General features: G+C 53.8%; 26 protein-coding genes. 12 read left to right on the plus strand and 14 right to left on the minus strand.

Annotated features, from left to right (window positions below; genetic code table 11):
* Positions 1-49: 49 nt before the first annotated feature.
* From IAI47_RS08760 to manX, 3 genes are all read right to left on the minus strand, one after another.
* Entirely contained in the window at positions 50-895 is an 846-nt protein-coding gene (locus IAI47_RS08760; RefSeq protein ID WP_003852687.1) for a PTS mannose transporter subunit IID, read from the minus strand.
* Positions 896-910: 15 nt separating this feature from the next.
* Positions 911-1711: a PTS mannose/fructose/sorbose transporter subunit IIC gene (locus IAI47_RS08765; protein WP_033743088.1), complete on the minus strand. Its 801-nt coding sequence runs from the start codon at positions 1709-1711 to the stop codon at positions 911-913.
* A 63-nt stretch (positions 1712-1774) separates the two neighbouring features.
* Complete coding sequence (manX, locus tag IAI47_RS08770) at positions 1775-2737, minus strand: PTS mannose transporter subunit IIAB (RefSeq protein ID WP_003852689.1); 963 nt, start codon at positions 2735-2737, stop codon at positions 1775-1777.
* A gap of 509 nt (positions 2738-3246) precedes the next feature.
* Between manX and IAI47_RS08775 the strand changes: the two genes are divergently transcribed.
* Positions 3247-4827 (plus strand): TerC family protein, encoded by a 1581-nt coding sequence (locus tag IAI47_RS08775; RefSeq protein WP_003852691.1) that lies wholly within the window; start codon positions 3247-3249, stop codon positions 4825-4827.
* 89 nt (positions 4828-4916) lie between these two features.
* Here IAI47_RS08775 and IAI47_RS08780 read toward each other — a convergent pair whose 3' ends face one another.
* The 4 genes from IAI47_RS08780 to pabB all read right to left on the minus strand — a co-directional run bounded on the left by IAI47_RS08780 (position 4917) and on the right by pabB (position 10180).
* Positions 4917-6479, minus strand: coding sequence for an EAL domain-containing protein (locus IAI47_RS08780; protein ID WP_003852692.1), 1563 nt, complete (start codon positions 6477-6479; stop codon positions 4917-4919).
* A gap of 225 nt (positions 6480-6704) precedes the next feature.
* The gene (locus tag IAI47_RS08785; RefSeq protein ID WP_003852693.1) at positions 6705-8069 is read right to left on the minus strand and encodes an L-serine ammonia-lyase; all 1365 of its coding nucleotides are present in this window, start codon (positions 8067-8069) and stop codon (positions 6705-6707) included.
* 184 nt (positions 8070-8253) lie between these two features.
* Positions 8254-8817 (minus strand): CoA pyrophosphatase, encoded by a 564-nt coding sequence (locus IAI47_RS08790; RefSeq protein ID WP_008925321.1) that lies wholly within the window; start codon positions 8815-8817, stop codon positions 8254-8256.
* The gene (pabB, locus tag IAI47_RS08795; protein WP_008925320.1) at positions 8801-10180 is read right to left on the minus strand and encodes an aminodeoxychorismate synthase component 1; all 1380 of its coding nucleotides are present in this window, start codon (positions 10178-10180) and stop codon (positions 8801-8803) included. The genes IAI47_RS08790 and pabB overlap by 17 nt, the downstream gene beginning before the upstream one ends.
* Positions 10181-10290: 110 nt before the next feature.
* On the opposite strand from pabB, the gene IAI47_RS08800 reads away from it, so the two are divergent.
* Positions 10291-10485 carry a YoaH family protein gene (locus tag IAI47_RS08800; protein WP_003852697.1) on the plus strand — a complete coding sequence of 65 codons (195 nt, stop codon included), beginning with the start codon at positions 10291-10293 and terminating at the stop codon, positions 10483-10485.
* A 12-nt stretch (positions 10486-10497) separates the two neighbouring features.
* On the opposite strand, the gene IAI47_RS08805 is transcribed toward IAI47_RS08800, so the two are convergent.
* Both IAI47_RS08805 and IAI47_RS08810 read right to left on the minus strand, forming a co-directional pair.
* Positions 10498-10842 (minus strand): RidA family protein, encoded by a 345-nt coding sequence (locus tag IAI47_RS08805; RefSeq protein ID WP_003852699.1) that lies wholly within the window; start codon positions 10840-10842, stop codon positions 10498-10500.
* Positions 10843-10909: 67 nt separating this feature from the next.
* Positions 10910-11269: a hypothetical protein gene (locus IAI47_RS08810; RefSeq protein WP_003852700.1), complete on the minus strand. Its 360-nt coding sequence runs from the start codon at positions 11267-11269 to the stop codon at positions 10910-10912.
* A 341-nt stretch (positions 11270-11610) separates the two neighbouring features.
* On the opposite strand from IAI47_RS08810, the gene IAI47_RS08815 reads away from it, so the two are divergent.
* The 6 genes from IAI47_RS08815 to rnd all read left to right on the plus strand — a co-directional run bounded on the left by IAI47_RS08815 (position 11611) and on the right by rnd (position 18978).
* Positions 11611-11778, plus strand: a complete 168-nt coding sequence (locus tag IAI47_RS08815; protein ID WP_003852701.1) for a hypothetical protein — start codon at positions 11611-11613, stop codon at positions 11776-11778.
* A 780-nt stretch (positions 11779-12558) separates the two neighbouring features.
* A complete protein-coding gene (locus tag IAI47_RS08820; protein ID WP_008925318.1) occupies positions 12559-14475 on the plus strand; it encodes an ATP-dependent DNA helicase in 1917 nt (638 codons plus the stop codon).
* Positions 14476-14519: 44 nt separating this feature from the next.
* The gene (gene tsaB / locus IAI47_RS08825) at positions 14520-15218 is read left to right on the plus strand and encodes a tRNA (adenosine(37)-N6)-threonylcarbamoyltransferase complex dimerization subunit type 1 TsaB (protein WP_008925317.1); all 699 of its coding nucleotides are present in this window, start codon (positions 14520-14522) and stop codon (positions 15216-15218) included.
* Between the two features lie 60 nt (positions 15219-15278).
* Positions 15279-15875, plus strand: a complete 597-nt coding sequence (locus tag IAI47_RS08830) for a Slp family lipoprotein (RefSeq protein WP_003852709.1) — start codon at positions 15279-15281, stop codon at positions 15873-15875.
* 207 nt (positions 15876-16082) lie between these two features.
* Positions 16083-17759: a long-chain-fatty-acid--CoA ligase FadD gene (gene fadD, locus IAI47_RS08835; RefSeq protein WP_143756059.1), complete on the plus strand. Its 1677-nt coding sequence runs from the start codon at positions 16083-16085 to the stop codon at positions 17757-17759.
* 97 nt (positions 17760-17856) lie between these two features.
* Positions 17857-18978 (plus strand): ribonuclease D, encoded by a 1122-nt coding sequence (rnd, locus tag IAI47_RS08840; RefSeq protein WP_187961269.1) that lies wholly within the window; start codon positions 17857-17859, stop codon positions 18976-18978.
* A 53-nt stretch (positions 18979-19031) separates the two neighbouring features.
* Here the strand turns inward: rnd and minE are convergent, their stop codons facing one another.
* The 3 genes from minE to minC are packed head-to-tail and all read right to left on the minus strand — an operon-like array spanning position 19032 to position 20864.
* Entirely contained in the window at positions 19032-19301 is a 270-nt protein-coding gene (gene minE, locus IAI47_RS08845) for a cell division topological specificity factor MinE (RefSeq protein ID WP_008925314.1), read from the minus strand.
* A gap of 3 nt (positions 19302-19304) precedes the next feature.
* Positions 19305-20117 carry a septum site-determining protein MinD gene (minD, locus tag IAI47_RS08850; RefSeq protein WP_003852716.1) on the minus strand — a complete coding sequence of 271 codons (813 nt, stop codon included), beginning with the start codon at positions 20115-20117 and terminating at the stop codon, positions 19305-19307.
* Positions 20118-20150: 33 nt separating this feature from the next.
* A complete protein-coding gene (minC, locus tag IAI47_RS08855; RefSeq protein ID WP_008925313.1) occupies positions 20151-20864 on the minus strand; it encodes a septum site-determining protein MinC in 714 nt (237 codons plus the stop codon).
* 155 nt (positions 20865-21019) lie between these two features.
* On the opposite strand from minC, the gene IAI47_RS08860 reads away from it, so the two are divergent.
* From IAI47_RS08860 to IAI47_RS08870, 3 genes are all read left to right on the plus strand, one after another.
* A complete protein-coding gene (locus tag IAI47_RS08860) occupies positions 21020-21295 on the plus strand; it encodes a YcgL domain-containing protein (protein ID WP_003852719.1) in 276 nt (91 codons plus the stop codon).
* Between the two features lie 315 nt (positions 21296-21610).
* Positions 21611-22270 carry a fumarylacetoacetate hydrolase family protein gene (locus IAI47_RS08865; RefSeq protein WP_003852721.1) on the plus strand — a complete coding sequence of 220 codons (660 nt, stop codon included), beginning with the start codon at positions 21611-21613 and terminating at the stop codon, positions 22268-22270.
* Between the two features lie 65 nt (positions 22271-22335).
* A complete protein-coding gene (locus IAI47_RS08870; protein WP_003852723.1) occupies positions 22336-22782 on the plus strand; it encodes a YcgN family cysteine cluster protein in 447 nt (148 codons plus the stop codon).
* Between the two features lie 58 nt (positions 22783-22840).
* On the opposite strand, the gene dsbB is transcribed toward IAI47_RS08870, so the two are convergent.
* Positions 22841-23371, minus strand: a complete 531-nt coding sequence (gene dsbB / locus IAI47_RS08875; protein WP_008925312.1) for a disulfide bond formation protein DsbB — start codon at positions 23369-23371, stop codon at positions 22841-22843.
* A 470-nt stretch (positions 23372-23841) separates the two neighbouring features.
* On the opposite strand from dsbB, the gene fadR reads away from it, so the two are divergent.
* On the plus strand, positions 23842-24561 hold the full coding sequence (gene fadR, locus IAI47_RS08880; RefSeq protein ID WP_003852726.1) for a fatty acid metabolism transcriptional regulator FadR: 720 nt from the start codon (positions 23842-23844) through the stop codon (positions 24559-24561).
* A 58-nt stretch (positions 24562-24619) separates the two neighbouring features.
* Here the strand turns inward: fadR and IAI47_RS08885 are convergent, their stop codons facing one another.
* On the minus strand, positions 24620-26155 hold the full coding sequence (locus tag IAI47_RS08885; protein WP_003852729.1) for a SpoVR family protein: 1536 nt from the start codon (positions 26153-26155) through the stop codon (positions 24620-24622).
* Positions 26156-26159 lie beyond the last annotated feature (4 nt).

Here is a 26159-nt window from a genome sequence, read left to right on the forward strand (position 1 = left end):
AGCTCACCACGCTTAAAAGCCGGGAGCGCAGGCTCCCGGCCGGGTGAAATTACAGACCGAGCAGGCCGATCCAGTAACCAAAGATACCGATGGCGAAGAAGCCGACGATAATCCACAGCGCGTTCACTTTACGACGCAACAGCCACATACAGCCAAAGGTCAGCAGCAGCGGCACCACGCCCGGCATCAGTTGATCAAGGATCGACTGAACCGTGGTGACGGTGGTTTTACCGGTGGAGTCGGTGATGCGCGAGACGACCAGCGGGATGTTAACGTGCGTCCACTTGTTGACCAGCGCCCCCATGACAAACAGGCCCAGAATCGAGGCGCCCTCCGTGAGCTTCTGCAGAAAACCGCCGCCCATGTCGCTGACAATGTCGATTCCTTTACGATAGCCATACGCCACGCCGTAGTAGCGGGTTAGCAGACGCGCCAGGTTAAACAGCACAAAGAACAGCAACGGCCCCAGCAGACTGCCGCTCATTGCGATACCGGCACCCAGCGCGGCAAACACCGGACGTACCGTGCCCCAGAAGATCGGGTCGCCGACACCGGCCAGCGGTCCCATCAGGCCGACTTTCAGGCCGTTAATCGCCGCATCGTCGATGGGTGCGCCGTTGGCACGCTGCTCTTCCATCGCCATGGTGACGCCCAGTACCGGCGCGGCCACATAAGGATGGGTGTTAAAGAACTCCAGATGACGCTTTATTGCCTGCTTACGCTCATCGTTGTTCTCCGGATAGAGACGGCGGATCACCGGCACCATAGAGAAGCAGAAGCCCAGCGCCTGCATACGTTCAAAGTTCCATGAGCCCTGGAACAGGTTCGAGCGCATAAAGACGGCGCGAACATCTCCGGCTGTCAGTTTCTTTTCGACTTTCGTAATATCAACCATGTGCTCACCTGTTCCTTAATCGAGTTCGTTATCAAGATCGTTTGCGGTTGCTGCACCATTGGGTGCGCCTGCTACACGGTTGTATTTCGGGCTGAGCTGGATGTAGAGCACGGCCATGACCACGCCAATTACGCCCAGCGCCACCAGGTTAAAGTTGGTAAACGCCGCGGTGACGAAGCCGAGATAGAAGAACGGCATCAGGTAGCCTGCGCGCATCATGTTGATGACCATCGCGTAACCGACGACCACAATCATGCCACCCGCGATATTCAGACCGTTGGTGACGACTTCAGGGATAGAACTGAGCAGGGCGTGAACCGCACTGGTGCCGACCGAAATCGCCACAATCAGCGCCGGAATAGCGATACGCATCGCCTGCAACAACAGGGCAGAGACATGGATCCAGGAGATGGCCGTGAGGTTACCTTTTTCGGCGGCTTTATCAGCTGCGTGCTGGAAGGCCACAGTCAGGGTACGCACGATAATGGTCAGCACCTGTCCGGCCGCCGCCAGCGGAATGGCCAGCGCGATACCGGCACCCACACTCTGACCGCCGGCGATCACCAGGATGGTCGAGATAATGGAGGCGAGGGCGGCATCAGGGGCCACGGCGGCACCGATGTTCATCCAGCCCAGTGCAATCATCTCCAGCGTACCCCCGATGATAATGCCGGTTTTCATATCACCCAGCACGATACCAATCAGAGTACAGGCCACCAGCGGTCGGTGAAACTGAAACTCATCCAGAATCGACCCCATACCGGCAATGCAGGCGACAATAAAAATTAAAATAATTTGTAGCGAGGTTATTTCCATCATACTTCTTGTCCTCAGCAGGATAACGACGAGCCCGGAAACGCAGGCGCAGAAGTGCTTCTGTTACGCGTTAACTTTCGCAATCAGATCCATCATTTTCAGTTTCTGGTCACTGGAAACTTTACGCACTTCCAGTTCAATATTGCGTTCGTTGAGTTTTCGGAAGGCGGCAATATCTTTTTCATCAACCGAGATTGCATTATTCACCTGGGTTTTTCCCTGGCGGAATGCCATCCCGCCGATGTTCACCGTTTTAATATCCACACCCTGTTCCACCACGCGCAGAACATCGGTGGGATTGGTAAACAGCAGCATCACGCGATCCTGACCATACTTCGGGTTATTCCACACCCGCACCATTTTATCGACATCCACCACATGGGCTGTCACGCCGGGCGGGGCGACCTGCGTCAGCAGGGTTTTACGCACGTGGTCGTTGGCCACTTCATCACTGACCACGATAATGCGCTGAACGTTGGTCTCTTTCGTCCAGCGTGTCGCGACCTGTCCATGAATCAGACGGTCATCTATGCGCGTCAGTCCGATTTTCATGTGATCGCCAGGTGCCATCGGTTTAGCCGGTTGCGCTGCAGCGGCCGGTTTTACCGCAGCCGGTGCCGGTGCTTCTTCTTTGGCTTTCAGGGCTTTAACCCCTTCACGGCCAGTTTCGACCGCGACGGCGACCAGTTCGTCAAATCCGGGATCGTCATCGCGCGCCATCAGGGTTTCGACCAGCATCGGGATATTGACCCCGGCGATGACCTCATACTGGGGCTTATCGACGACGATACGGCTGGCCGCATTAAACGGGCTGCCACCCCAGGTATCGACTAAAAACAGGACCCCTTTGCTGGTATCCAGTTCTGCCAGTCGTGCATTATATTTTTCAATCAGCGTTTCTGCATTTTCACCAGGGACAAAATCTATCCAGCCGACATTGTCCTGCTCGCCCAACAGCATTTCTGCTGTTTTCAGCAGTTGTTCCGCTGCCCAGCCGTGTGTACCAATTACAATCGCAATGGTCACGTGCTACCTCCGTTCGCTAGAGATGCTCATCTGAGTCAATGAACTGTATTGAGTCATGCTTTGGTTATTGTTTTAACCGGGTGATTCGATTAATCGGTTTAGCGTCGAAAAAACATGGGTTAATGACGTTAAGGCGATAAAGTCGCGATTTATTTTAGTGATCGAAAAAATAAATTATGTGATGTCTGTCAGCTATTCACCCTGTGAAGAGGCGAGTCACCCTTTTTATGCGCCCGATCATCCGCTCTGCAGATTGTAAAAATAAGAAAATTTTTTGACGCAAATCACCGACCTGATACATTAACGTTCTGTTTAATACTCAGGAGTAACGGGCTTCAGCCCACCTTTATGGATCGTCACCGACGTCGCTTAACCTGTTCTTTGCGCCTGCTGGCGCGTCACCCTTCGCCTCGCGGCGTTTTCACCGCTTTACCGACCATCCGGATGTCACGTTTCACTGCGCTGATACGCACCGGCTCAATCTGTTCCCTGTTCTGGAGTCATAAATAATGGAATTTTTATTCGACCCCTCAATCTGGGCGGGTTTACTGACGCTCATCGTGCTGGAAATCGTACTCGGCATCGATAACCTGGTGTTTATTGCCATTCTGGCCGACAAACTGCCGCCAAAGCAGCGTGACAAGGCCCGTTTGATTGGCCTGTCGCTGGCACTGATTATGCGTCTGGGCCTGCTGTCACTGATTTCCTGGATGGTGACGCTGACAACACCTCTTTTCAGCGTAGGCGGTTTCAGCTTTGCGGGTCGTGATTTAATTCTGCTGGCGGGTGGTCTGTTCCTGTTATTTAAGGCGACGATGGAGTTGCACGAGAGGCTGGAGAACCGGCAGCTCGACGGATCAGGTAATCGGGGATATGCCAGTTTCTGGGCAGTCGTGACGCAGATTGTGGTGCTGGATGCGGTCTTCTCGCTGGATGCTGTGATTACGGCTGTAGGTATGGTCAACCACCTGCCGGTGATGATGACGGCTGTGGTGATTGCGATGGGTGTGATGCTGCTGGCGTCTAAGCCGTTAACTAACTTCGTTAACGCGCATCCGACCGTGGTGGTGCTCTGTCTGAGCTTCCTGTTAATGATCGGTCTGTCACTGGTAGCAGAAGGCTTCGGCTTCCATATTCCTAAAGGTTATCTCTATGCGGCAATCGGCTTCTCAATTCTGATTGAGATGTTTAACCAGATTGCGCGTCGAAACTTTATCCGCCATCAGTCCAACCGTCCGATGCGTGAACGTACCGCAGAGGCGATTCTGCGCCTGATGGGAGGCCGCAATCGTGCCCAGATGGCCAGTAACAGCAACACCAGCAGCAGCGAAGAGGCTGCGCTGGCGGAAGCGATGCCGCAGGAAGCGTTTAAAGATGAAGAACGTTACATGATTAATGGCGTACTGACCCTGGCGTCACGTTCAATTCGCAGCATCATGACGCCGCGCGGTGAAATCTCCTGGGTTGATGCGAATCGTCCGGTGGATGAGATTCGCGGTCAGCTGCTTGATACCCCCCACAGTCTGTTTCCGGTCTGCCGGGGTGAGCTGGACGAAATTGTCGGCGTAGTGCGCGCTAAAGAGCTGCTGGTGGCGCTGGAGCATGGCGTGGATGTGGCAACCTTTGCGGCCAATAGCCCGACCATTGTGGTGCCGGAGACGCTGGATCCGATTAACCTGCTTGGCGTGCTGCGCCGTGCCAAAGGTAGCTTCGTTATCGTCACCAACGAGTTTGGTGTGGTCCAGGGTTTGATCACGCCACTGGACGTGCTGGAAGCGATCGCGGGTGAATTCCCGGATGAAGATGAAACGCCTGATATTGTGGCGGACGGTGATGGCTGGTTAGTTAAGGGCGGGACCGATCTGCATTCGCTGCAGCAACTGCTCGATTTCCATGAGCTGGTCGATCCGACAGAGGACCACGCCTCGCTGGCCGGTCTGCTGATTGAGCAGAAAGGGCAGTTACCGCTGCCTGGCGATGTAATTGATATCACTCCGCTGCATTTCCAGATCATCGAAGCGACCGACTACCGCATCGATCTGGTGCGTGTCACCAAAGATAAACCGCATGACGAAGATGAAGAGGGTTAATTCTTCACGTTGTTGCTAAGGCGCGGCTGGCATAACCGGCCGCGGTAAATCTTCCCGACAGCCGCTGCTTCAACGTCGCGGCTGTTTTTTTATCTGTGGGTATCGGCCTGGTGCAGTAACAGCCACGCCGGAAAATCCTGCAGCGGCATCGGACGGGCAAAATAGTAACCCTGCAGATGATCCACGCCGCGTTCGCGCAGATAAGCCGCCTGCACAGCCGTTTCCACGCCCTCAGCAACCAGACTGATGTTCAGGCGCTGGGCCAGCGAAATCACCATATCCGTTACCGTCGCGTTGATGGCGTCAGTGCCGATAGCTGCTGTGAAAATTTTGTCTATTTTCAGCACGTCGGGCTGCAGGTCTTTCAGATAGGAGAGTGAACTATGACCGGTGCCGAAGTCATCAATCGCCAGCTGAACGCCGATATCGTGCAGCTGCGTAATGACCGATTGATCCACCACCGGGAGTGCATCCCGCTCGGTGAGCTCCACCATCAGTGTCGGCACTGGCGAGGCGGGCCACCACAGCTTTTGCAGATCTTCAATAATTGCGCCGTCCCGGAAATGACTGGCAGCCACGTTGATAGCGATATGGAAGCCGGGATCCGTGGGCAAGAGCGGTAGCTGACTCACCACTTCATTCAGCACAAAGCGCGTCAGCGGCTTGATCAGATTCTGGCGCTCAGCCAGCGGAATAAAAACATCCGGCGCAATCCAGCCCTGACGGGCATTATGCCAGCGCATCAGTATCTCAATACCGTCGCACTGACCACTTTTGCTATTGATCAGTGGCTGGCAATAAACCATAAACTCGCGGGCGGTAATGCCATAACTGATTTGCCAGCTCAGGCTCATGCGATTTGCGGTTGCCAGCCAGACGATATAGCCCATAAGCAGGCTCAGCAGCACTGCCAGCGGCAGCTGTGAGGGAAGCGTTGCCAGCGCCGATCGGGTAGGAGAGGGGCCATAGAGTGTAAGCGTGAATGGATAGCGCAGCGAGCCTTGTTCATAGCTCACCTCATCGTCTGCAGCGACTGTCGACTCGATCAACGGATTACCATACTCCAGGCTCTGTCCGTTAACGTTAAACACGGCGCGTTCAACCCAGGGTAACTGCGGCTCCAGCAGATAATTGCTCATCATTTCGATGTTAATTACCTGCAAAATGCCTGAGCGGTTATCCGGGCTTTTTGGCGTCCACAACATTAAAATCGGTGAGCCTTTGAGAAGATAATCATCGGTTGAGAGGGTCATACGCTCGCCATTATAGGCAAGGTCGGGCCAGGTCTGGCTAAAAGGAATCGCGCGGGGTCCATAAACACTGGAGCAGTAAAGTACATCGTTATCCACCAGCAGAATCGCCCGGAGCGTCTGCAGAGAAGAGATTTTTTCGATGAGTGGAAAACGAACATTGTTGCAGGGTACACCCACGAGGCCCAGCGTATTATTCGCGGAAACTTCCAGCGGCGAAAACATCCGGTCAAACCGCATAATCGCTTTATTGGCGAAATCCATTGCCTGACGTTCAATACGTGACTTTTCTTCAAAATAGCGAAAGGCCAGCGTCAATATCATGACCACGATGGCGATTGAGAATGCTATGAGCAAACGCTTGCGTCTGAATTGTCCAACAAATTGCTGGGCCATAAACATCAGTATCCACCTTCCCAAAAAGCCAGAATAAAGCAAAAAATTACGGGGTTAGTATCGGCACGGCCAGATCAATATTGAGGCCGAAATGCAGAAAAGCGGGTCTGGAAAGCGACGAAAGCCGGACGGTTGCGCGGAAAACACTCTACCGTTAAAACCTGCGCTGAGATAGCGCAGGATGCGGATTTTATTACAGTTGAACGTTATTTAAACATTTAAACGTTTCGTTCAATCACACTGCACTTTAATTGCCAGACCGCCGCGTGAGGTTTCGCGGTATTTAGCGTTCATATCTTTGCCCGTTTCATACATCGTCTCAATAACCTTATCCAGCGAGACGCGAGGTTCGCTGGTACGACGCAGTGCCATTCGCGCCGCGTTAATGGCTTTAACTGAGGCGATAGCATTGCGCTCAATGCAGGGCACCTGAACCTGACCGGCAACCGGGTCACAGGTTAGTCCCAGGTTGTGCTCCATGCCAATTTCAGCGGCCACGCAGACTTGCTCAGGACTGCCGCCCAGCAACTCGGCCAGACCGGCCGCCGCCATGGAGCAGGCCACACCCACTTCACCCTGGCAACCCACTTCAGCACCGGAAATAGATGCGTTCATTTTGTACAGTACGCCAATGGCGCCGGAGGCAAGGAAATAGCGCAGAAAAATATCGGGGGTTACCGGCTCGATAAAGTGATCGTAATAAGCCAGCACCGCCGGCACGATGCCACAGGCACCGTTTGTTGGTGCGGTGACGACACGACCTCCTGCGGCGTTCTCTTCGTTGACGGCCAGTGCATACATATTAATCCAGTCGATAACAATCATCGGGTCACTGGAGTGCTTAGTGGAGGAGGTCAGGAGGCGACGCAGTGAGGCAGCACGACGTGGCACGCGCAGCGGTCCGGGCAACACACCTTCGGTATTCAGACCGCGATCGATACAGGCCTGCATCGTCTGCCAGATATCGGTGAAATAGGCATAGATCTCATCGCGGCTGTGCAGCGCCAGCTCATTTTTCATCACCAGGCCAGAGAGGGAGAGGCCGGTCTCATGGCAGTGCGCCAGCAGATCTTTAGCGGAATGAAACGGCCATGGCACTGACACTTCATCCAGTGCCGACTGCCCAAAGTGCTCTTCATCAACGATGAAACCGCCGCCAACGGAGTAATAGGTCTTCGACAGAATCAGCAGGTCACCTGCAAACGCCAGCAGACGCAGACCATTTTCATGCAGCGAGAGGTTCTCGCTGCGGAACACCATGCCGCCTTCGCGCGGAAAATCGACTTCATGCGCGCCTTTCGCCAGCAGCAGCCGCTCACGCTGTTCGACATCTTTAATAAACGCGGGTATCGCATCAATATCCACGGTATCGGGCGATTCACCCGCCAGACCCATGATGATCGCGATATCCGTATGATGGCCTTTGCCGGTCAGAGACAGAGAACCATAGACATCTACGGCGATTCGGGTCACCTCCTGAAGCTTTTCCTGTTCGCACAGCAAATCCACAAACTGCTTACCCGCTTTCATCGGGCCGACAGTATGCGAACTCGATGGGCCGATGCCCACTTTGAACATGTCGAAAACACTAATCACAGGTGACACTCCTCACAATTATTCTCAGTCTGCCGGGGCAGTTTATGGCGCCCATAGTAATAGTCATGCACCGGAAAAGAGCGCTTTTTCGCATGAAATAAACTTATCTAAAACGATAGAAAAAATTATAGCGCAGCCCGGCAGGTCGCTGGCGAGCATCTGTGAAAAAACAGGCAAAAAGGTTTCAGAAGGCGATCTGGGTGCTCAATGAACGGATGATTCCGGCGGTCATGCCCCACACCAGATAATCCTGGTAGCGCGAGAGCCAGACCGGATGGCGTACACCGGCCTGATGCACCTCCAGCGCGCTGTAGCGGCTTAGCTGCAGAGCTTCGGCCAGCGGCATCTCAAAAGCACTGCTGACCTCATCCGGGTTAAGAGTAAGTCGTAAATCGGCCGGAATAATGCCCAGCACGGGCGTGACCTGGAAGCCGGTGCTGCTGGTGACGGCAGGCAGCGCACCCAGTATCTCGACCTGCTGCGGATCGATGCCGACCTCTTCCTGCGCTTCACGGAGTGCTGTGTTGATCAGTGAGGCGTCGGTGTCATCCTGCATCCCGCCGGGAAAGGCGACCTGTCCGGCGTGCTTGCGCAGGGCCTGCGAACGCTGCGTCAGCAACAAACCCGGCTCAGGACGGGCCACAATAGGCACCAGCACCGCAGCATGACGTCCTGAGAGACGCTGGGTGCTGCGGGCGGGTTGCTGCAATAAAAAACGGCTGCGAAAAACATCAATCGTCAGTGCCAACTGAACCTCCTGCCTGCTCAAGTGTCGGTAAGATCCGGCTGACTTTATCGAGCGTTTCCTGATACTCCGCTTCCGGATCGCTGTCAGCCACCAATCCGCCACCGGCAGAGCAGTAGAGTTGCTGGCCTTCGGCGATTAGCGTGCGAATCGTGATGCTGGTATCCATCCGGCCACACAGGCTGATATAGCCGATGCTGCCGCACCAGGCATTGCGGCGCTGCGGTTCCAGCTCATCAATAATATCCATTGCCCGAATCTTAGGTGCACCGGTTATCGAGCCGCCAGGAAAACAGGCGCGCAGTAAATCAGTGGCCTGCAGGCTGTCAGGTAGCTGCGCCCGCACCGTGCTCACCAGGTGATGCACGGCGGGGAAGGGTTCAACCACAAACAGCTCTGGCACCGTAACCGAACCGGGTCGCGCCACACGGCCAATATCGTTGCGCAGCAAATCAACAATCATCAGATTTTCAGCCCGATCTTTCTCCGCATGGCGCAACGACTCCGCCTGTTGTGCGTCGGCAATCGGGTCGTCACAGCGTGGTCGGGTCCCTTTAATGGGGCGAGTTTCAATCTGCTTGTTATTCAGCGACAGGAAGCGTTCCGGCGACAGGCTGAGAATTGCACTGTCAGGCAGCCGCAGAAACGCGCTGAAGGGTGCGCGGTTAGCCGCATTGAGGAGAGTGAATGCCTGCCACTCATCACCCTGATAACCCGCCTGAAAACGCTGTGCCAGGTTTACCTGATAACAGTCACCGGCCTGAATATAAGCCTGAACGGCGGCAAAGCGCGCGGCGTATTCGGCATAGCTCATATTAGAGCGCCAGCGGCTTGTCAGCGAAAAGGGTACAGTTTCGCGTACAGGCCACTGTGCCAGCCAGGCGGCACGTTCTTCAACATTGCTCAACGCCACGAGCGTCAGGGTTTGCTGATGATGGTCGGCAATCAATGCCCAGTCATAGATTCCTGCGGCCATGTCAGGCGTAGTGAGATCGGCTGCAGCCCGCTGCGGCAGGGACTCAAACCGGCGGCCCAGGTCATAACCAAACAGCCCCAGCGCACCGCCCTGAAACGGCAGCGTCTCGCTGGATGCAGGTGTGACGCCCAGCGCATCACACTGTTGCTGCACCAGCAACAGGGGATCGGCGGTTGATTCGGTTGTACCGGTTGGGTCGCTGAGCGTCGTGATTGCGCCGCGGGTCACCAGGGTGGCGCGGGGATCGGCGGTCAGAAGATCAAAACGGTTGTCACTGTGGCTGGCCTGCGCGGAGGAGAGCAGCATCGCCCAGGGCAGATGGGCAAGGGTGGCGAAACGCTGAGTCAGCGCATCGGGGGTATAATCAAGCGTGAGGGTTTCAACAATCATCGGGCAGACAAATCAGAAAGCTAAGAGGCGGTCAGACTGACATATTTTTTCCTCACTGGCACCTGTTAGTTCCACGTGGGATACTGTCTGACCCAACGCAGGAGTAAAAAATGTTTATTGGATTACCGGCTCTCTCTCATGAGCAACAACAACAGGCCGTCGAACGTATTCAGGCGCTGATGGCAGGCGGACTATCGAGCGGTGAAGCAATCGCCCAGGTGGCGCAGGAAATCCGCGAAAATCACAAGGGCGAACGTATTCGGGCGTTATTCGAAGACGAAGATGACGAAAACGAAGAGGAATAACGCCCGGCAGGTTTAACGTGCAGCGATGATTTTAATTTCGATCTTGTATTTTGGATTTAGCAGACCGGCCTGAACCGTACAGCGCACCGGCGCATTGCCCGGCGAAACCCAGGCATCCCAGGCGCGGTTCATGGCGGGGAAGTCGGCTTTATCTACCAGGAACAGCGTCGCATCCAGAATTTTGCTTTTATCGCTACCGAGCCGGGTCAGAATGGCGTCAATCACCGCCAGCGCATTGGCGGTCTGTGCTTCTGCGTCGGCATCCAGATTTTCGGGCACACTGGTGTAATAGATTGTGTCGTTATGAATGACGGCTTCGGACATACGATGTTCCGGGTCAATGCGGGTAATACTCATCGGTTTCTCCCTGGTTAATTGCGCATTAGCCTGGCACACTCCTGATATCGCTGTCACCTCTTACGCTTTACAGGCAGCGCTCAACAATCGCCTGTCTGTCTGCCATCACTTCCGGGGACATCCGGAAGGTGGTGAAATATTTCACATCAGCACCTTTTCGGCGGGGCGAAACATCCGCAAAAATAGAATCTTCCCAGGTAAAGACGCTGATCTCACTGCCGTTCGGCTGGGTGTGGGTGGTGTTATCCCGTGCAATGACGCTGGTGGTGGACCAGCCGCGATAAATACAGTCGCTGAGCTGAGGGACGGTGCGGGCGCTTTGGCCCTGGAAAACGGGTTGCTGCAGACGAGCCTGATCAGGGGTAGGTGCCTGGCAGCCGCAGAGCAGCAGTACGCCAGCCAGAGATCCGATGCGGACATAATTCATGATGTACCTCCGCCTGAAACAGGCAGTCGGGTTTAGCCATCTGCGAAACATCACCTGAAGGGCAATGTTAAGCCAGTCTCAGCACATCAGCCTACGGGTGCCACATCCCAACAGTAAGCTGATTTAATCATTATAATCCTGCCTTTTGATTACCTGATGTGTTCATTTGCATTTGATAACTGCATCACACTGTGGCGCTAACTGCGCTGACAATGAAGTGTCCTTAATCGCGCCTGCTGTTAGCGCTGACAGGGGATAAGAAACACGGAATTAGGGGAACTGGCGGCTTAAAAATGTTATAAATCAGTCATGAGATTGCGCCACAGGTTGAGGATTAAAGCATGGCGAATACGCAGTATCTTTTTTGGGTAATGGCTGGCGCTCTGACGCTGCTGTTTATTGTTATCGCGGCATTTGTGGGGTTATCCAAAGGCAGTAAGCAGGGATTTGTTACCTTTGCCGTGCTGTTCATCATCATGCTGGCGGGTGCACTGTACCTGCATCATTAGCAAGGTGCGGTTGGGCTGTTTTCAGTCCATTACAGTGAATTCACGTTTGGTTCACATTTCAGGTGGAAAGTGTGCGGCCTCCAGTGAGTGTTAACTATGATCAGTTGAAATAGCAGCCTTGCTATTTATCACCGGAGGTAATTATGTCTGAACGTCCTGATTACGATGAACCGCTGCCAGATGATGCTGAGATCTATCCGGAAGATGAAGAAGAGGATGAGGAAAACGATCCCTTAGAAAAGGATGTTTAGGCGTTTGAAACGGTTGTCTGACGACCTCTATTTCTTCTGAATTCTGACTCACGCCGCAAAACCGTCAGTCGCGCAGTTTTGCGGTTTCTACACCGGTCTCATTGACTCACTTCTCTCCGCGCCTTTTCAGCTTTACCCGGGTTGCTGGAATCTGGCTAAACAACACCCTGGTGATGACCTCTGACCGCTCGGGTTGTTCAGATAAACTGCCCGGATAAAATCCTTCAGTCATTAGTCTCACTGACATTCGCATCGATGAAAACCTTTAGCGATTCCTGCGCGGATGCACGGCGGTTTATCGCCTTACAGATTAAAAAGCGAATGGAATAATGTCCCTGTTATTAATTAGCTTATTCAGCAGGGTATTTAATGAAGCGGTAAAATTTCAGGTTTTCTTATCGTACTTTCGGGTCACGTACCGCCGCACCTGAAACGGCTAAAACCTCAACCTGTTGATATTTATCGATTTTGATTTGTTTATCCAATACTGACATAATTACAGTGTTTTTGCCGTTCTTAGAGAGGGTATGTGGCAGACGATTTTGCAGTGGATGGCGCACTGGCGTTGGCGATCGCAGGTTTTAAACCGCGTGAAGCACAACGTGAGATGGCGCAGGCGGTATCTGAAGCCGTAAAACAGCAGGGTGAACTGGTGGTTGAAGCCGGCACCGGCACCGGCAAAACCTATGCTTACCTGGCACCCGCCTTGCGGGCCGGAAAAAAAGTCATTGTCTCCACCGGCTCAAAAGCGCTGCAGGATCAGCTTTATGGCCGCGATCTGCCCACCATGATTAAGGCACTGAAGTTCAAAGGGAAAACGGCCTTGCTGAAAGGGCGATCTAACTATCTCTGCCTGGAACGCATGGAACAGCAGTCGATGGCCGGTGGTGAGCTCACCGTGCAGGCGCTAACCGATCTGGTGACGCTGCGCAGTTGGTCATCACAGACAAAAGATGGCGACATCAGCAGCTGTGCGGGTGTGACCGAAGATAGCCCGATCTGGCCGCTGGTGACCAGCACCAACGACAACTGCCTGGGCACGGATTGTCCGCGCTATAAAGAGTGTTTTGTGGTCATGGCACGTAAGCGCGCCATGGACGCTGATGTGGTGGTCGTTAACCACCATTTGTTTCTTGCCGACCTGGTGGTAAAAGAGGGGGGCTTTGGCGAATTGATTCCCGAGGCTGATGTGATGATCTTCGATGAAGCCCATCAGTTGCCCGATATCGCCAGCCAGTATTTTGGTCAGCAACTCTCCAGCCGCCAGTTACTCGATCTGGCTAAAGATATTATTACCGCCTACCGCACGGAAGTGCGTGATGCCCAGCAACTGCAGAAATCAGCTGATCGACTGGCGCAATGCGCACAGGATTTCCGCCTGTCATTAGGCGATCCGGGTTATCGCGGTAATTTGCGCGAACTGCTGAGCGATAACCAGATACTGCGCATGTTCACCCTGCTGGACGATGCGCTGGAGCTCTGTTACGACGTTATCAAACTCTCGCTGGGTCGTTCAGCTCTGCTGGATGCCGCCTTTGAGCGCGCCGCGCTTTACCGTACCCGCTTAAAACGGTTACGGGCGATTAACGAGCCGGGCTACAGCTACTGGTATGAATGTACGTCGCGTCATTTTATTCTGGCGCTGACGCCGCTCTCGGTCGCTGAACGCTTCCGGGAGGTGATGGACAACCGTAAAGCGGCGTGGATCTTCACCTCGGCCACCCTGGCGGTGGATGAAAAAATGGCCCATTTCGCCGAACGACTGGGTGTGAATGCGGCAAAGAGCCTGATTCTGAATAGCCCGTTTGACTTTGCGAAGCAGGCACTGCTCTGCGTGCCGCGCAATCTGCCTGAGCCTAACCGTCCCGGCGGCGCCCGCCAGCTGGCCGCGATGATGAAACCGCTGATCGATGCCAACAAAGGCCGCTGTTTCTTCCTCTGCACATCGCACCTGATGATGCGTGAACTGGCGGCAGAATTTCGCGCCTCAATGACCCTGCCTGTGCTGGTACAGGGTGAAACCAGCAAAGGTCAGTTACTGAAACAGTTCATCGACAAAGGCAACGCCCTGCTGGTGGCGACCAGCAGTTTCTGGGAAGGGGTTGATGTGAGGGGTGATGCGCTGTCGCTGGTCATTATTGATAAACTGCCGTTCACCTCGCCGGAAGATCCCCTGTTAAAAGCCAGAATGGAAGATTGCCGGATTCGTGGCGGCGATCCCTTCACGGATGTGCAGCTACCGGATGCCGTGATCACGCTGAAGCAGGGGGTGGGGCGGTTGATCCGTGATACGGATGATCGGGGTGTGCTGGTGATTTGCGATCAGCGGCTGGTATCGCGTCCTTATGGCGCGTTATTTCTCAACAGCCTGCCACCTACGCCGCGCACCCGGGACATTGACCGCGCCATCGCCTTTATCCGTCAGCAACCCGAACCAGACGCATAATTTTATGCTAATATGCGCGCCGTTTTCTTTCTTCTGAGGTGGTCATGTCAGCCCGAATTTTAGCGCTGGATACGGCGACAGAAGCCTGTTCAGCTGCCTTGCTGAATCAGCAACAGATTGATGCCCGATTCGAGATCGCCCCGCGTGATCATACCCAGCGTATTTTACCGCTGGTCGAAGAGCTCCTGCTGGCACAGCAGCTGGAACTGACCGAACTGGACGCGCTCGCCTTTGGTCGCGGCCCGGGCAGTTTTACTGGCGTACGCATTGGCATTGGCATTGCGCAGGGCCTTGCACTGGGCGCAGCACTGCCGATGATCGCGGTTTCTACCCTCGCGACGCTGGCGGAAGGCGCATGGCGCCTTCACGGGGCAACCCGGGTATTAACGGCGATTGACGCGCGGATGGGCGAAGTCTATTGGGCCGAATATCAGCGTGATGAGCACGGTGCCTGGCAGGGCGAAGCCAGCGAAAGTGTGTTGTCGCCGGAAGCGGCACTGGCACGCATGCAGTCGCTCTCTGGTGAATGGATGACCGCTGGCACCGGCTGGCAGGCTTATCCTGGCCTGCAGCAGGGACATGAACTGACGCTGATTGCCAGTGAGGTCACGCTGCCTGCCGCTCAGGATATGCTGCCGCTGGCGATACTTGCTCTGGCGCAGGGGAATACGCTGCTGCCGGAGACGGCGGAGCCCACTTATCTGCGTAATGAAGTCGCCTGGAAAAAATTACCTGGCCGGTAAAATGCACGCAACTTATTGTTATGCGTCCAGTCTAAGTCTTTACCTAACGGGAGAACGTCTATGTCGTCAATGTGTGGTAAAGGGCTTTCAGGTCTGCTGCTGACCTGTGTGCTGGCGTTAACCGGTTGTGTCTCGATTCCCGACACACTGCAGGGCAGCTCGCCTCAGCCGCAGCAGGATTTGTTGCGGGTCATGAGCGATCCTTCGATCTTCGTCGGGCAGGAATCTCGCTTTGGCGGCAAGGTCGTGAATGTCACTAATCTGAACGGCAAAACCCGGCTTGAGATTGCTGCACAGCCGCTGGACGATAGCGCCAGACCGCGTCTGGGGGCGGCGTCGGTGGGGCGGATTTATGCCGATATCCACGGCTTCGTTGATCCAGTGGATGTCAGAAACCAGTATGTCACTGTGCTGGGTACCCTGAAGGGAACGGAGCAGGGCAAAATTGGTGAGGCAGATTATAAATTTGCCGTTATCGATGTACGAGGTTACCAGCGCTGGCGTCTCGCGCAACAGGTAACAGCACCGCCTCAGCCAATGGATCCCTGGATCTGGTATGGTCCGACTCGTCATCGCGGCGGCTACTGGGGCCCAAATCCTTACTGGGGTATGGTTAACAGTGGGCCGACTGAGGTGCAAACCATACTGACCGAGTAACGGTGAAAAAGGTGATATCCAGCCCGGTTGCGGTGCTCGCTGCCGGGCTTTTTATTTGCCTGTTTTCGCTGCACGAAATTTAGTGATGCACTTCGCAACCTCAACATGCCAAACCAGGCAAACTGGTACAATCAGTTAAAATATTGTTAAAAAAACAGATTGGCTGAGGCAGCGATGGAAATACAACATAATTATCGGGGTGAATCCTTGAATAAGGTTTGGCTGAAACGCTACCCGGCAGATGTGCCTGCCGAAATAAGTGCAGATCGTTACACCTCGCTGGTGGATCTGTTTGAGCAGGCCGTAAAACGCTACGCTGATCAACCCGCGTTTATAAACATGGGTCAGAAGATGAGTTACCGTCAGCTGGAGGAGAAGAGCCGCGCGTTTGCCGCCTATCTCCAGCAGCAACTGGGCCTGAAAGCGGGTGACCGCGTGGCCCTGATGATGCCTAACTTATTGCAGTATCCGGTGGCCCTGATTGGTGTGCTGCGCGCTGGCATGGTGGTGGTCAACGTTAACCCGCTCTATACGCCACGTGAACTCAGGCATCAGCTCAATGACAGCGGTGCCAGCGCCATCGTCATCGTCTCGAATTTTGCCCACACGCTGGAAAAAGTGGTGGCGGAAACCGCGGTGCGTCATGTCATTCTGACGCGGATGGGCGATCAGCTGGCACCCATAAAAGCGACGCTGGTTAACTTTATCGTCAAGTATGTGAAGAAGCTGGTGCCTAAATATCATCTGCCTGGCGCCATCTCCTTTCGTCATGTTCTGGACGTGGGTGCCACACTCAATTATCAGCGTCCGACCGTCTCAAATGACGATCTCGCTTTCCTGCAGTACACCGGCGGCACGACCGGCGTAGCCAAAGGGGCAATGCTGACCCATCGCAACATGCAGGCGAACCTGGAGCAGACCCGCGCGACTTACGGTAAAGTGCTGCGCGACGGTAAAGAGTTTGTCGTCACTGCGCTGCCGCTTTATCACATTTTCGCTTTAACAGTGAATGGCCTGCTTTTCCTGGAGCTGGGCGGTCAGAATCTGCTGATCACGAATCCGCGTGATATTTCTGGCTTCGTTAAGGAGCTGGGTAAATTTCCGTTTACCGCGATCACTGGCGTGAACACGCTGTTCAATGCGCTGCTCAACGATGAGCAGTTCAATAAGCTCGATTTCTCAACGCTGCGTCTTTCGGCCGGTGGCGGGATGGCTGTGCAGAAAGTGGTGGCGGAACGCTGGGAAAAGCTAACCGGACACTATCTGCTGGAAGGCTATGGCCTGACCGAATGTTCGCCGCTGGTGTCAGTCAATCCGTATGACATCAGCTGTCATACCGGCAGTATCGGCCTGCCGGTGCCCTCGACAGACGTGCGGATTCTGGATGACGATGGCAACGAAGTGCCGCCAGGTGAGCCGGGTGAGCTCTGCATCAAAGGTCCCCAGGTGATGCTGGGCTACTGGCAGCATCCGGAAGCGACAGCGGAAGTGCTGAAAAATGGCTGGCTCCACAGCGGTGATATTGTTACCGTTGATCAGGAAGGCTTTATCCGCATCGTTGACCGCAAAAAAGATATGATTCTGGTCTCCGGTTTTAATGTCTATCCGAATGAAATCGAAGATGTGCTGATGCAGCATCCTAAAGTGCGTGAAGCGGCGGCAATTGGTGTGCCGAGCGATCTTTCTGGCGAAGCCGTAAAAGTCTGTATCGTGAAAAAAGACGCGTCACTGACTAAAGAAGACGTGCTCGATCACTGCCGCCGTCAGTTGACCGGCTACAAGGTGCCGAAGATCATTGAGTTTCGTGATGATTTGCCCAAAACCAACGTCGGCAAGATTCTGCGGCGCGAGTTGCGTGACGAGGTAAAACCCGGCGCGAGCTGAATCCGGGCAAAATTGAGGTTGAACGCCGGCATGTCCGGCGTTTTTATTGTTTTTAACATGGAGCGCCGCGCGTTGTTAGCTGCGGTGGAAATCAGACGTGAACTATTCCCTTATCGACCAGGATGATCAACTGGCAGACGTGTGTCAGAAAGCGCGCCAGCAGGCGGCGGTGGCACTGGATACCGAATTTGTCCGTACCCGTACTTACTATCCTCAGCTTGGCCTGATCCAGCTGTTCGACGATCACCAATTGGTGCTGATTGACCCACTGAATATCCGTGACTGGTCACCCTTTATTGCGTTGCTTACCGACACCCGTGTCACCAAATTCCTCCATGCCGGAGGTGAAGATCTGGAAGTCTTCCTGCACCGTTTCGGCGTGCTGCCGACACCGATGATCGATACACAGATTCTGGCGGCCTTCTCCGGCCAGCCGCTCTCCTGGGGCTTTGCCTCAATGGTGGCGCATTTCACGCAGGTCGAACTCGATAAAAGTGAATCACGCACCGACTGGCTGGCACGCCCTCTGACCCAGCGTCAGTGCGAATATGCGGCGGCAGACGTTCACTATCTGCTGCCGATTGCGCGCCAGCTGATGATCAACACTGAAGAGGCCGGCAACATGGCGGCGGCGCTCAGTGAGTGCGACAATCTTTGTCAGCGTCGTCTGGATAGCCTTTCGCCGGATGAAGCCTGGCGGGATATCACCAATGCCTGGCAATTGCGTCCGCGTCAACTGGCCGCGTTGCAGCGACTGGCGGCCTGGCGTCTGAAACTGGCGCGTGAAAAGGATATGGCGGTTAACTTTGTTGTGCGCGAAGAGCACCTGTGGAAAGTCGCGCGCTTTATGCCAGGTTCACTGGGTGAGCTGGATCATCTGGGGCTGTCAGGTCATGAAATCCGTTTCCACGGTAAAACGCTGGTGGCGCTGGTGGCCGAAGCAGAGGCGCTGGATGAAAGTGAACTGCCGGCTCCGCTGGGCAATCTGATCGACCATCCTGATTACAAGCAGGTGTTTAAGGCGATGAAAGCCCTGGTGCAGCAGGTCAGCGAGCAGAGTGGGTTCAGTCAGGAATTACTGGCGTCACGACGTCAGATTAATCAGGTATTAAGCCAGCACTGGGGTCTTAAGCCACAGGGGCGTAAACCGGAGTTACTGACCGGATGGCGGGGCGAACTGCTGAAACCCGGCATTGAGGAGATTCTGGCGGGTTGTTAACGGTAAAAATTTCCCCTGCCAGAGCGCAGGGGAAATTCAGGAAACCGTCAGCGTCATTTAGTCACTTCATCCGTTTCCGGCAACGTTACGTTCAGCTCCAGAATCGAGATATCGTCACCTTTCTGATCGAGCTGCACAGTCACCATTTCTGGATCGATCTTCACATATCTGCAAATCACTTCCAGAATGTCGCGCTTAAGTTGCGGAAGATAATGGGGCTCACTGTCGCCCCTTCTCCGTTCTGCCACGATAATCTGCAGCCTTTCCTTGGCTATGTTGGCAGTGTTCTTCTTCCGGGATAAAAAGAAATCAAGTAATGCCATGGTTTATCCCCCGAACAGGCGTTTCAGGAAACCCTTCTTCTCTTCTTCGATAAAGCGGAAGGGGCGTACTTCACCGAGCAACCGTTCAACGGTATCGGCATAGGCTTTGCCAGCATCAGATTCGCCGTCAAGAATCACCGGTTCACCCTGGTTAGAGGCACGTAACACCGATTGATCTTCAGGAATCACGCCAACCAGAGGAATGCGCAGAATCTCCAGCACATCTTCCATGCTCAGCATATCGCCACGGTTAACCCGGCCAGGGTTATAGCGGGTCAGCAGCAGATGCTCCTTCACCGGATCCTGACTGTTTTCCGCACGACGCGATTTAGACGAAATAATACCGAGGATACGGTCGGAGTCACGCACAGATGAGACTTCCGGGTTCGTAGTGATAATGGCTTCATCAGCAAAATAGAGCGCCATCAGTGCACCGGTTTCAATCCCTGCCGGTGAATCGCAGACGATGAAATCGAATTCCATAGCGGCTAAGTCGTTCAGAACTTTTTCAACACCTTCGCGAGTCAGCGCATCTTTATCACGGGTCTGCGAGGCGGGCAGAATGTAGAGTTGCTCAGTGCGTTTGTCGCGAATCAGCGCCTGGTTCAGCGTGGCATCGCCCTGGATAACGTTGACGAAGTCATAAACCACGCGGCGTTCACAACCCATGATCAAATCCAGATTACGCAGACCGATATCAAAGTCGATAACGACCGTCTTTTTGCCTTTCTGCGCTAAACCGGTGGCGATGGCCGCGCTTGACGTGGTCTTACCAACGCCCCCTTTACCGGATGTAACTACAATAATGCGTGCCATAAATGTTGATTTCCTTAACAAAAGAAAAGGGGCCTAATTAAGTGTCTGGATAGTCAGCGCGCCATCCTGCAGGCACAGACGCGCGGCTTTACCAAAAAATTCTTGCGGGATCTGATCCATGATCCAGTACTCTCCGGCAATCGAGACCAGCTCGGCGGCCAGGTTGGTACAAAAAATCTGGCAATTGCGATCACCACTGGCACCCGCCAGTGCGCGACCGCGCATCATGCCGTAAATATGAATGTTGCCATCGGCGACCAGTTCGGCGCCGGCGCTGACGCTGCTGGTGATAATCAAATCAGCGTCACGCGCATAAATCTGCTGGCCTGAACGCACCGGCGTGTTCACGATGCGTGTTTTCGTTGCCACCGTTTCGGTGACCACCGGCAGCGGTTCAGGAACTGGCACGGGTGGTGGCGCTTCTGCACGCGGTCTGGACTCTTTGCCTTCTGCCAGAACTGGCAGGCCTGCCCGGGATATCATGCGTTTCAGTGCGTCATTTTTGCAGCCGCTTACGCCGACAATACGTAAACCGGTGGCGAGAATCGCCTGCTGCAACTGTTTCCAGTTAACCTCGGCACTCAATGTGGCGACGTTAAGTACAACCGGTGCGTTTTTCAGGAAATCCGGAGCCTGATCAATCTTGTCCTGAAGTGCCTTACGAATCACCGCAGGGTCATGGTGGTGCAAATGGACGACAGATAGGGTGAAACTGCTACCTTTGAATTCGATTGGCGTTTGCGACATCTGTCCCGACTCAGTCCTGTTTTCACTACCGTTAGCAAGCCGATGATAAAATCATCACTGAAGCGCTAACGGTGAATATTCGAAGTTCTGCAAGCATGTTATAGTTACAGCTATATTCAGACAAGCCTCAACGCCGGTTAATTCGAGTAAAAAATATGTTTTGTGTGATCTACAGAAGCCCGTTACGTGACCAGACTTATCTCTATGTAGAAAAAAAGGACGATTTCTCGCGCGTTCCTGAAGAATTGCTGAAAGGGTTTGGCAAGCCGCAGTTGGCGATGGTGCTAAAGCTGGCGGGCCGCGACAGGCTGGCAAATGCAGATATCAATAAAGTTAAGCAGGGGTTGAGTGAGCAGGGCTATTATTTGCAACTTCCTCCGCCGATTGAAAGTCTGCTAAAAATTCATTTAGAGGCTGATAAAAAAGTTTAACTCAGATTCTTCTGTAAATATAAATCCTGTCGGCGTCATCCTGGCAGGATAATATTGCCCGACGCTGCGTAAAATTAACGGCGCAGCTTATCTGTTTCACCCGTTTCTGAATTTCCTGCCCATTTTTTTCGCCTGATTTGTACGATTATTCAGCACCTCAGCGCCGCCATTTACGCTTTTTGACAAATTCCATCCCCCGGACCGTTAAAAGGATCTTATTATCACGCCATGAGGTTGGCATTTCGATCAACACAAAAGCAAACATCAACCCGCCAGCAGCGCTGGCATCACACCTAACCTGAACAGGGGATGAGCATGTATCAGCATCGTAACTGGCAAGGCGCTCTGTTAGATTTTCCGGTCAGTAAAGTGGTTTGCGTGGGCAGTAATTACGCAAAACACATTAAAGAAATGGGCAGCGCAACCCCGACTGAGCCGGTGATCTTTATCAAGCCGGAAACAGCGCTGTGTGATTTACGCCAGCCGCTCTCTATTCCCGACGCATTTGGCGAAGTTCATCACGAGGTCGAACTGGCCGTGCTGATTGGCGGGACGCTGAAGCAGGCGACGGAGGCACATGTGGCTAAAGCGATTGCAGGTTATGGCGTGGCGCTGGACCTGACATTGCGTGATCTGCAGTCCGGGCTGAAAAAAGCAGGCCAGCCCTGGGAAAAATCCAAAGGTTTCGATAACGCCTGTCCGGTTTCCGGTTTTATCCCGGTGTCAGACTTCAGTGGCGATCCGCAGAATGTTGAACTGAAACTGGTGGTGAATGGTGAAGTGCGGCAGCACGGTAACACCGAAGATATGATTCATAAAATCCTGCCGCTGATTGCCCACATGAGCCACTACTTTACCCTGCGCGCCGGCGACGTGATTCTGACCGGTACGCCAGAAGGGGTGGGCCCGATGCGCTCGGGTGATCAGCTGGAAGTCTCCCTGGCGGGTCACGGCATCAGCACGCGCGTACTCTAAAAACTTGCATCACCGCAGCATAGGCTTTATAAGGTGCGGTTTAGGCACAACCCGGACAAATCATCATGACAGACACCCCTTTCTGGCAACAAAAACGCCTGGCACAAATGAGCGATGAGGAATGGGAATCCTTGTGTGATGGTTGTGGACAGTGTTGCCTGAACAAGTTACAGGACGCAGACACCGATGAGATCTACTTCACCAATGTCGCCTGTAATCAGCTCAATATTAAAACCTGCCAGTGCCGCAACTATGAGCGCCGCTTCGAACTTGAAGAGGATTGCATCAAGTTAACGCGCGAAAATCTGACCACGTTTAACTGGTTACCGCGTACCTGTGCATACCGGTTGCTGGGTGAAGGTAAAGATCTCCCCGCCTGGCATCCGCTGCGAGCCGGTTCTAAAACCGCCATGCACGCGAAGCGTATTTCTGTAAGGTATATTGCCGTGCGCGAGAGTGAAGTGCGGGATTGGGAAGATCACATTATCGATCGCCCCGATCGCAACGGCTAAACGCGTCGCGTGAGTCGGGATATGAAAAAAAGGCTGCCATTGGCAGCCTTTCCTGATCTCAGCGACTAAAGAGATCGCGACGTTTTGGTTTTAGTGGCTGGGTAATCAGTACCAGCGCCGCAACCAGCAGATAACCGGCGAATACCACAATCATCCACTGTGGCATGCTGAGCGTCAGGAACGTCCAGCTGCGATCAGCGCAATCACCGGTAGCCTGAAACACGGATGGCATCCACTTATCCAGCGGTAATCCGCTGGGGAAGCGTGCGGCGAAATCACAGGTGGTGAAGGGGTTAGGGTGCAACTGAATCATCGTATGTTCATAGGAGAGACGCAGTCCTTCCCAGGCACTGTAGATCCACAAGGCCAGCGCGCCCAGACGCAACGGCGATTTAGGCGCAATTGCGCCCACCAGACCCGCACCCAGCACACCAAACAGGGCATTACGCTCATAGATACACATTACGCAGGGCTTCAGGCCCATCACATGCTGAAAAAAGAGTGCCGTCAATTCCAGTGCAAGCGCCGTCAGTGCCAGTAATAACCAGGCTCCACGCCCCCGTGAACATTGATTCAGATATCGCAACATATTGCATTCCCTGTAAACGTTAATGCCACGCAGTGTAAACCAAAAGCGTTTGCAAACCAGCCAGTCGCAAGGAAAAATCGTGTGCAAACATGACCTGATTCTGATCCAGAACAGGTTAAATGAGGATCTGCAGAGGCTATCGCCGCGGAGGTCGCATCAGCACGGCGATTGAAATCAGTCAGGCGGAGAGAGTGGGTCGCATAAGGCAGTCAGTGAAACGGCTGGCAGCAACTATCCTGCGCGAACAGTCCACGCATTCAGAACGCCATTATGCTGTTCGGGGACACAGGTTGTTTCAGCCCATAAAACTGTTCTGATGACGGTTGTCTCTGCGCAGCAGATTAGATTGTCAGCCATTCTGAAATATGCGACTACGCCCGGTTTAATGAGTACGCAGGCTATATCCGCTATAGGGCGTCTGGTATGATGAGTCCCCATCATGATGAGAAAAGCAACGAGAACACATTGCTATGGTTATAAAGGCTCAGAGTCCAGCGGGATTTGCTGAAGAGTATATTATTGAAAGCATCTGGAACAGTCGCTTTCCGCCCGGATCGATTCTTCCTGCTGAGCGTGAGCTTTCTGAATTGATTGGGGTAACGCGCACTACCTTGCGTGAGGTGCTGCAGCGACTGGCACGCGATGGCTGGCTGACGATTCAGCATGGCAAACCGACACGGGTAAACGATTTCTGGGAGACCTCCGGCCTCAATATTCTGGAAACCCTGGCCCGTCTCGATCACGACAGCGTTCCCGTGTTAATCGACAACCTGCTGTCTGTCCGCAGCAACATTTCATCGATTTTTATCAGCCGTGCGCTGCGCCATCATCCTGATAAAGCCCGTGAAGTGCTGGAGACAGTCAGTGCCGCAGCCGATCAGGCTGATGCCTATACCGAACTTGATTATCGGGTGTTCCGTGGCCTGGCATTTGCGTCAGGTAACCCGATTTATGGTTTGATTCTGAATGGCCTGAAAGGCCTCTATACTCGCGTTGGTCGTCACTACTTCTCTAACCCGGAAGCTCGCCAGGTCGCGCGCGATTTCTATCTTAAGCTTCTGGCGCTGTGCGATAAAGAACCAGGACAGGATGAGATTGTGGATGTGGTGCGCAACTATGGTCGCCGCAGCGGTGAAATCTGGCACAGCATGCAGAAAAACTTGCCTGACGATCTCGGCAACAAACGTTAAAAAAACCGGACATCGCGTCCGGTTTTTTGTTTCTAAGCCGTCACCTTCAACTGAACCCTCAAAGTGAAGAACCGCGTGGCGGATTGCGGTCCAGCAGCTCCACACTGCCATCCTCGTTCTGCTGTTCCAGAATCACATCGAACCCCCACAGGCGATGCACATGCTTCAGCACCTCGCGACGGCTCTTATCCAGCGGCGTGCGGCTCTGCGGCACATAGCGCAGTGTCAGCGAACGGTCACCGCGCACATCAACGTTGTAAACCTGAATGTTAGGCTCAAGATTACTCAGGTTGTACTGTGCGGAAAGTTGCTGACGAATCGCCCGGTAACCCGCTTCATCGTGGATCGCGGCGATTTCGAGATAGTTATTGCGGTCATCATCCAGCACAGTGAACAGCCGGAAATCGCGCATCACTTTCGGCGACAGGAACTGGCTGATAAAACTCTCATCCTTGAACTCACGCATCGCAAAATGCAGTGTTTCCAGCCAGTCGGAACCGGCGATATCCGGGAACCAGTAGCGGTCCTCTTCCGTTGGCGACTGACAGATGCGCTTGATGTCCTGCATCATCGCAAACCCTAAGGCGTAAGGGTTGATACCGTTGTACCACTGACTGTTATAGGGCGGCTGAAACACCACATTGGTGTGACTGTGCAGGAACTCCATCATAAAGCGTTCCGACACTTTGCCTTCGTCATACAGGTGATTCAGGATGGTGTAGTGCCAGAAGGTTGCCCAGCCCTCATTCATCACCTGGGTCTGTTTCTGTGGATAGAAATACTGGCTTACCTTGCGCACGATGCGCAGGATCTCACGCTGCCAGGACTCCAGCAGCGGGGCGTTTTTTTCCATAAAATAGAGCAGGTTTTCCTGCGGCTCAGAAGGGTAGCGTGCGGCTTCAAAAGCCACCGCCTCGGTCTCACGTCGTGGCAGCGTGCGCCACAAGGTGTTTACCTGACTTTGCAGATACTCTTCACGACTTTTCTGGCGCGCCTTCTCCTCCTGCAGGGAGATCTTCTGCGGGCGTTTATAGCGATCGACGCCATAATTCATTAAGGCATGGCAGGAATCGAGTAGTCGCTCGACCTCTTCGACGCCATAGCGCTCTTCGCAGTCACTGATATAGTTTTTGGCAAACAGCAGATAATCGACAATTGAGCCGGCATCGGTCCAGCTGCGGAACAGATAATTATTTTTGAAGAATGAGTTGTGACCATAGCAGGCATGCGCCATCACCAGCGCCTGCATGGTCATGGTGTTCTCTTCCATCAGGTAGGCGATGCAGGGGTTCGAGTTGATGACAATCTCATAGGCCAGCCCCTGCTGACCGTGCTTATAACGCTGCTCGGTCTCGATAAACTTTTTACCGAATGACCAGTGTGAATAGTTGATGGGCATGCCGACGCTGGAATAGGCATCCATCATTTGTTCAGAGGTGATCACTTCGATTTGGTGCGGGTAGGTATCAAGCCGGTAGAGTTTAGCCACCCGGTCGATCTCTGCTAAATAGACATCAAGCAGTTCGAATGTCCAGTCTGGTCCGTCATTGAGTCGTTTGCTGTCTCTGATGGCTTCGTCAAAGATTGTCGTCATAGCG

The organism is Pantoea sp. MT58 (assembly GCF_014495885.1).
GTDB lineage: Bacteria > Pseudomonadota > Gammaproteobacteria > Enterobacterales > Enterobacteriaceae > Pantoea > Pantoea eucalypti.

Bases quoted from the DNA above. Each gene is read 5' to 3' on its own strand.
- IAI47_RS08800 (WP_003852697.1), top strand. From the start codon at position 10,291: ATGTTTATTGGATTACCGGCTCTCTCTCATGAGCAACAACAACAGGCC.
- minC (WP_008925313.1), bottom strand. From the start codon at position 20,864: ATGTCGCAAACGCCAATCGAATTCAAAGGTAGCAGTTTCACCCTATCT.
- minE (WP_008925314.1), bottom strand. From the start codon at position 19,301: ATGGCATTACTTGATTTCTTTTTATCCCGGAAGAAGAACACTGCCAAC.
- tsaB (WP_008925317.1), top strand. From the start codon at position 14,520: ATGTCAGCCCGAATTTTAGCGCTGGATACGGCGACAGAAGCCTGTTCA.
- IAI47_RS08865 (WP_003852721.1), top strand. From the start codon at position 21,611: ATGTATCAGCATCGTAACTGGCAAGGCGCTCTGTTAGATTTTCCGGTC.
- IAI47_RS08870 (WP_003852723.1), top strand. From the start codon at position 22,336: ATGACAGACACCCCTTTCTGGCAACAAAAACGCCTGGCACAAATGAGC.
- minD (WP_003852716.1), bottom strand. From the start codon at position 20,117: ATGGCACGCATTATTGTAGTTACATCCGGTAAAGGGGGCGTTGGTAAG.
- dsbB (WP_008925312.1), bottom strand. From the start codon at position 23,371: ATGTTGCGATATCTGAATCAATGTTCACGGGGGCGTGGAGCCTGGTTA.
- IAI47_RS08860 (WP_003852719.1), top strand. From the start codon at position 21,020: ATGTTTTGTGTGATCTACAGAAGCCCGTTACGTGACCAGACTTATCTC.
- IAI47_RS08775 (WP_003852691.1), top strand. From the start codon at position 3,247: ATGGAATTTTTATTCGACCCCTCAATCTGGGCGGGTTTACTGACGCTC.
- IAI47_RS08885 (WP_003852729.1), bottom strand. From the start codon at position 26,155: ATGACGACAATCTTTGACGAAGCCATCAGAGACAGCAAACGACTCAAT.
- IAI47_RS08765 (WP_033743088.1), bottom strand. From the start codon at position 1,711: ATGGAAATAACCTCGCTACAAATTATTTTAATTTTTATTGTCGCCTGC.
- pabB (WP_008925320.1), bottom strand. From the start codon at position 10,180: ATGATTGTTGAAACCCTCACGCTTGATTATACCCCCGATGCGCTGACT.
- IAI47_RS08810 (WP_003852700.1), bottom strand. From the start codon at position 11,269: ATGAATTATGTCCGCATCGGATCTCTGGCTGGCGTACTGCTGCTCTGC.
- IAI47_RS08780 (WP_003852692.1), bottom strand. From the start codon at position 6,479: ATGTTTATGGCCCAGCAATTTGTTGGACAATTCAGACGCAAGCGTTTG.
- IAI47_RS08760 (WP_003852687.1), bottom strand. From the start codon at position 895: ATGGTTGATATTACGAAAGTCGAAAAGAAACTGACAGCCGGAGATGTT.
- IAI47_RS08805 (WP_003852699.1), bottom strand. From the start codon at position 10,842: ATGAGTATTACCCGCATTGACCCGGAACATCGTATGTCCGAAGCCGTC.
- IAI47_RS08830 (WP_003852709.1), top strand. From the start codon at position 15,279: ATGTCGTCAATGTGTGGTAAAGGGCTTTCAGGTCTGCTGCTGACCTGT.
- IAI47_RS08815 (WP_003852701.1), top strand. From the start codon at position 11,611: ATGGCGAATACGCAGTATCTTTTTTGGGTAATGGCTGGCGCTCTGACG.
- fadR (WP_003852726.1), top strand. From the start codon at position 23,842: ATGGTTATAAAGGCTCAGAGTCCAGCGGGATTTGCTGAAGAGTATATT.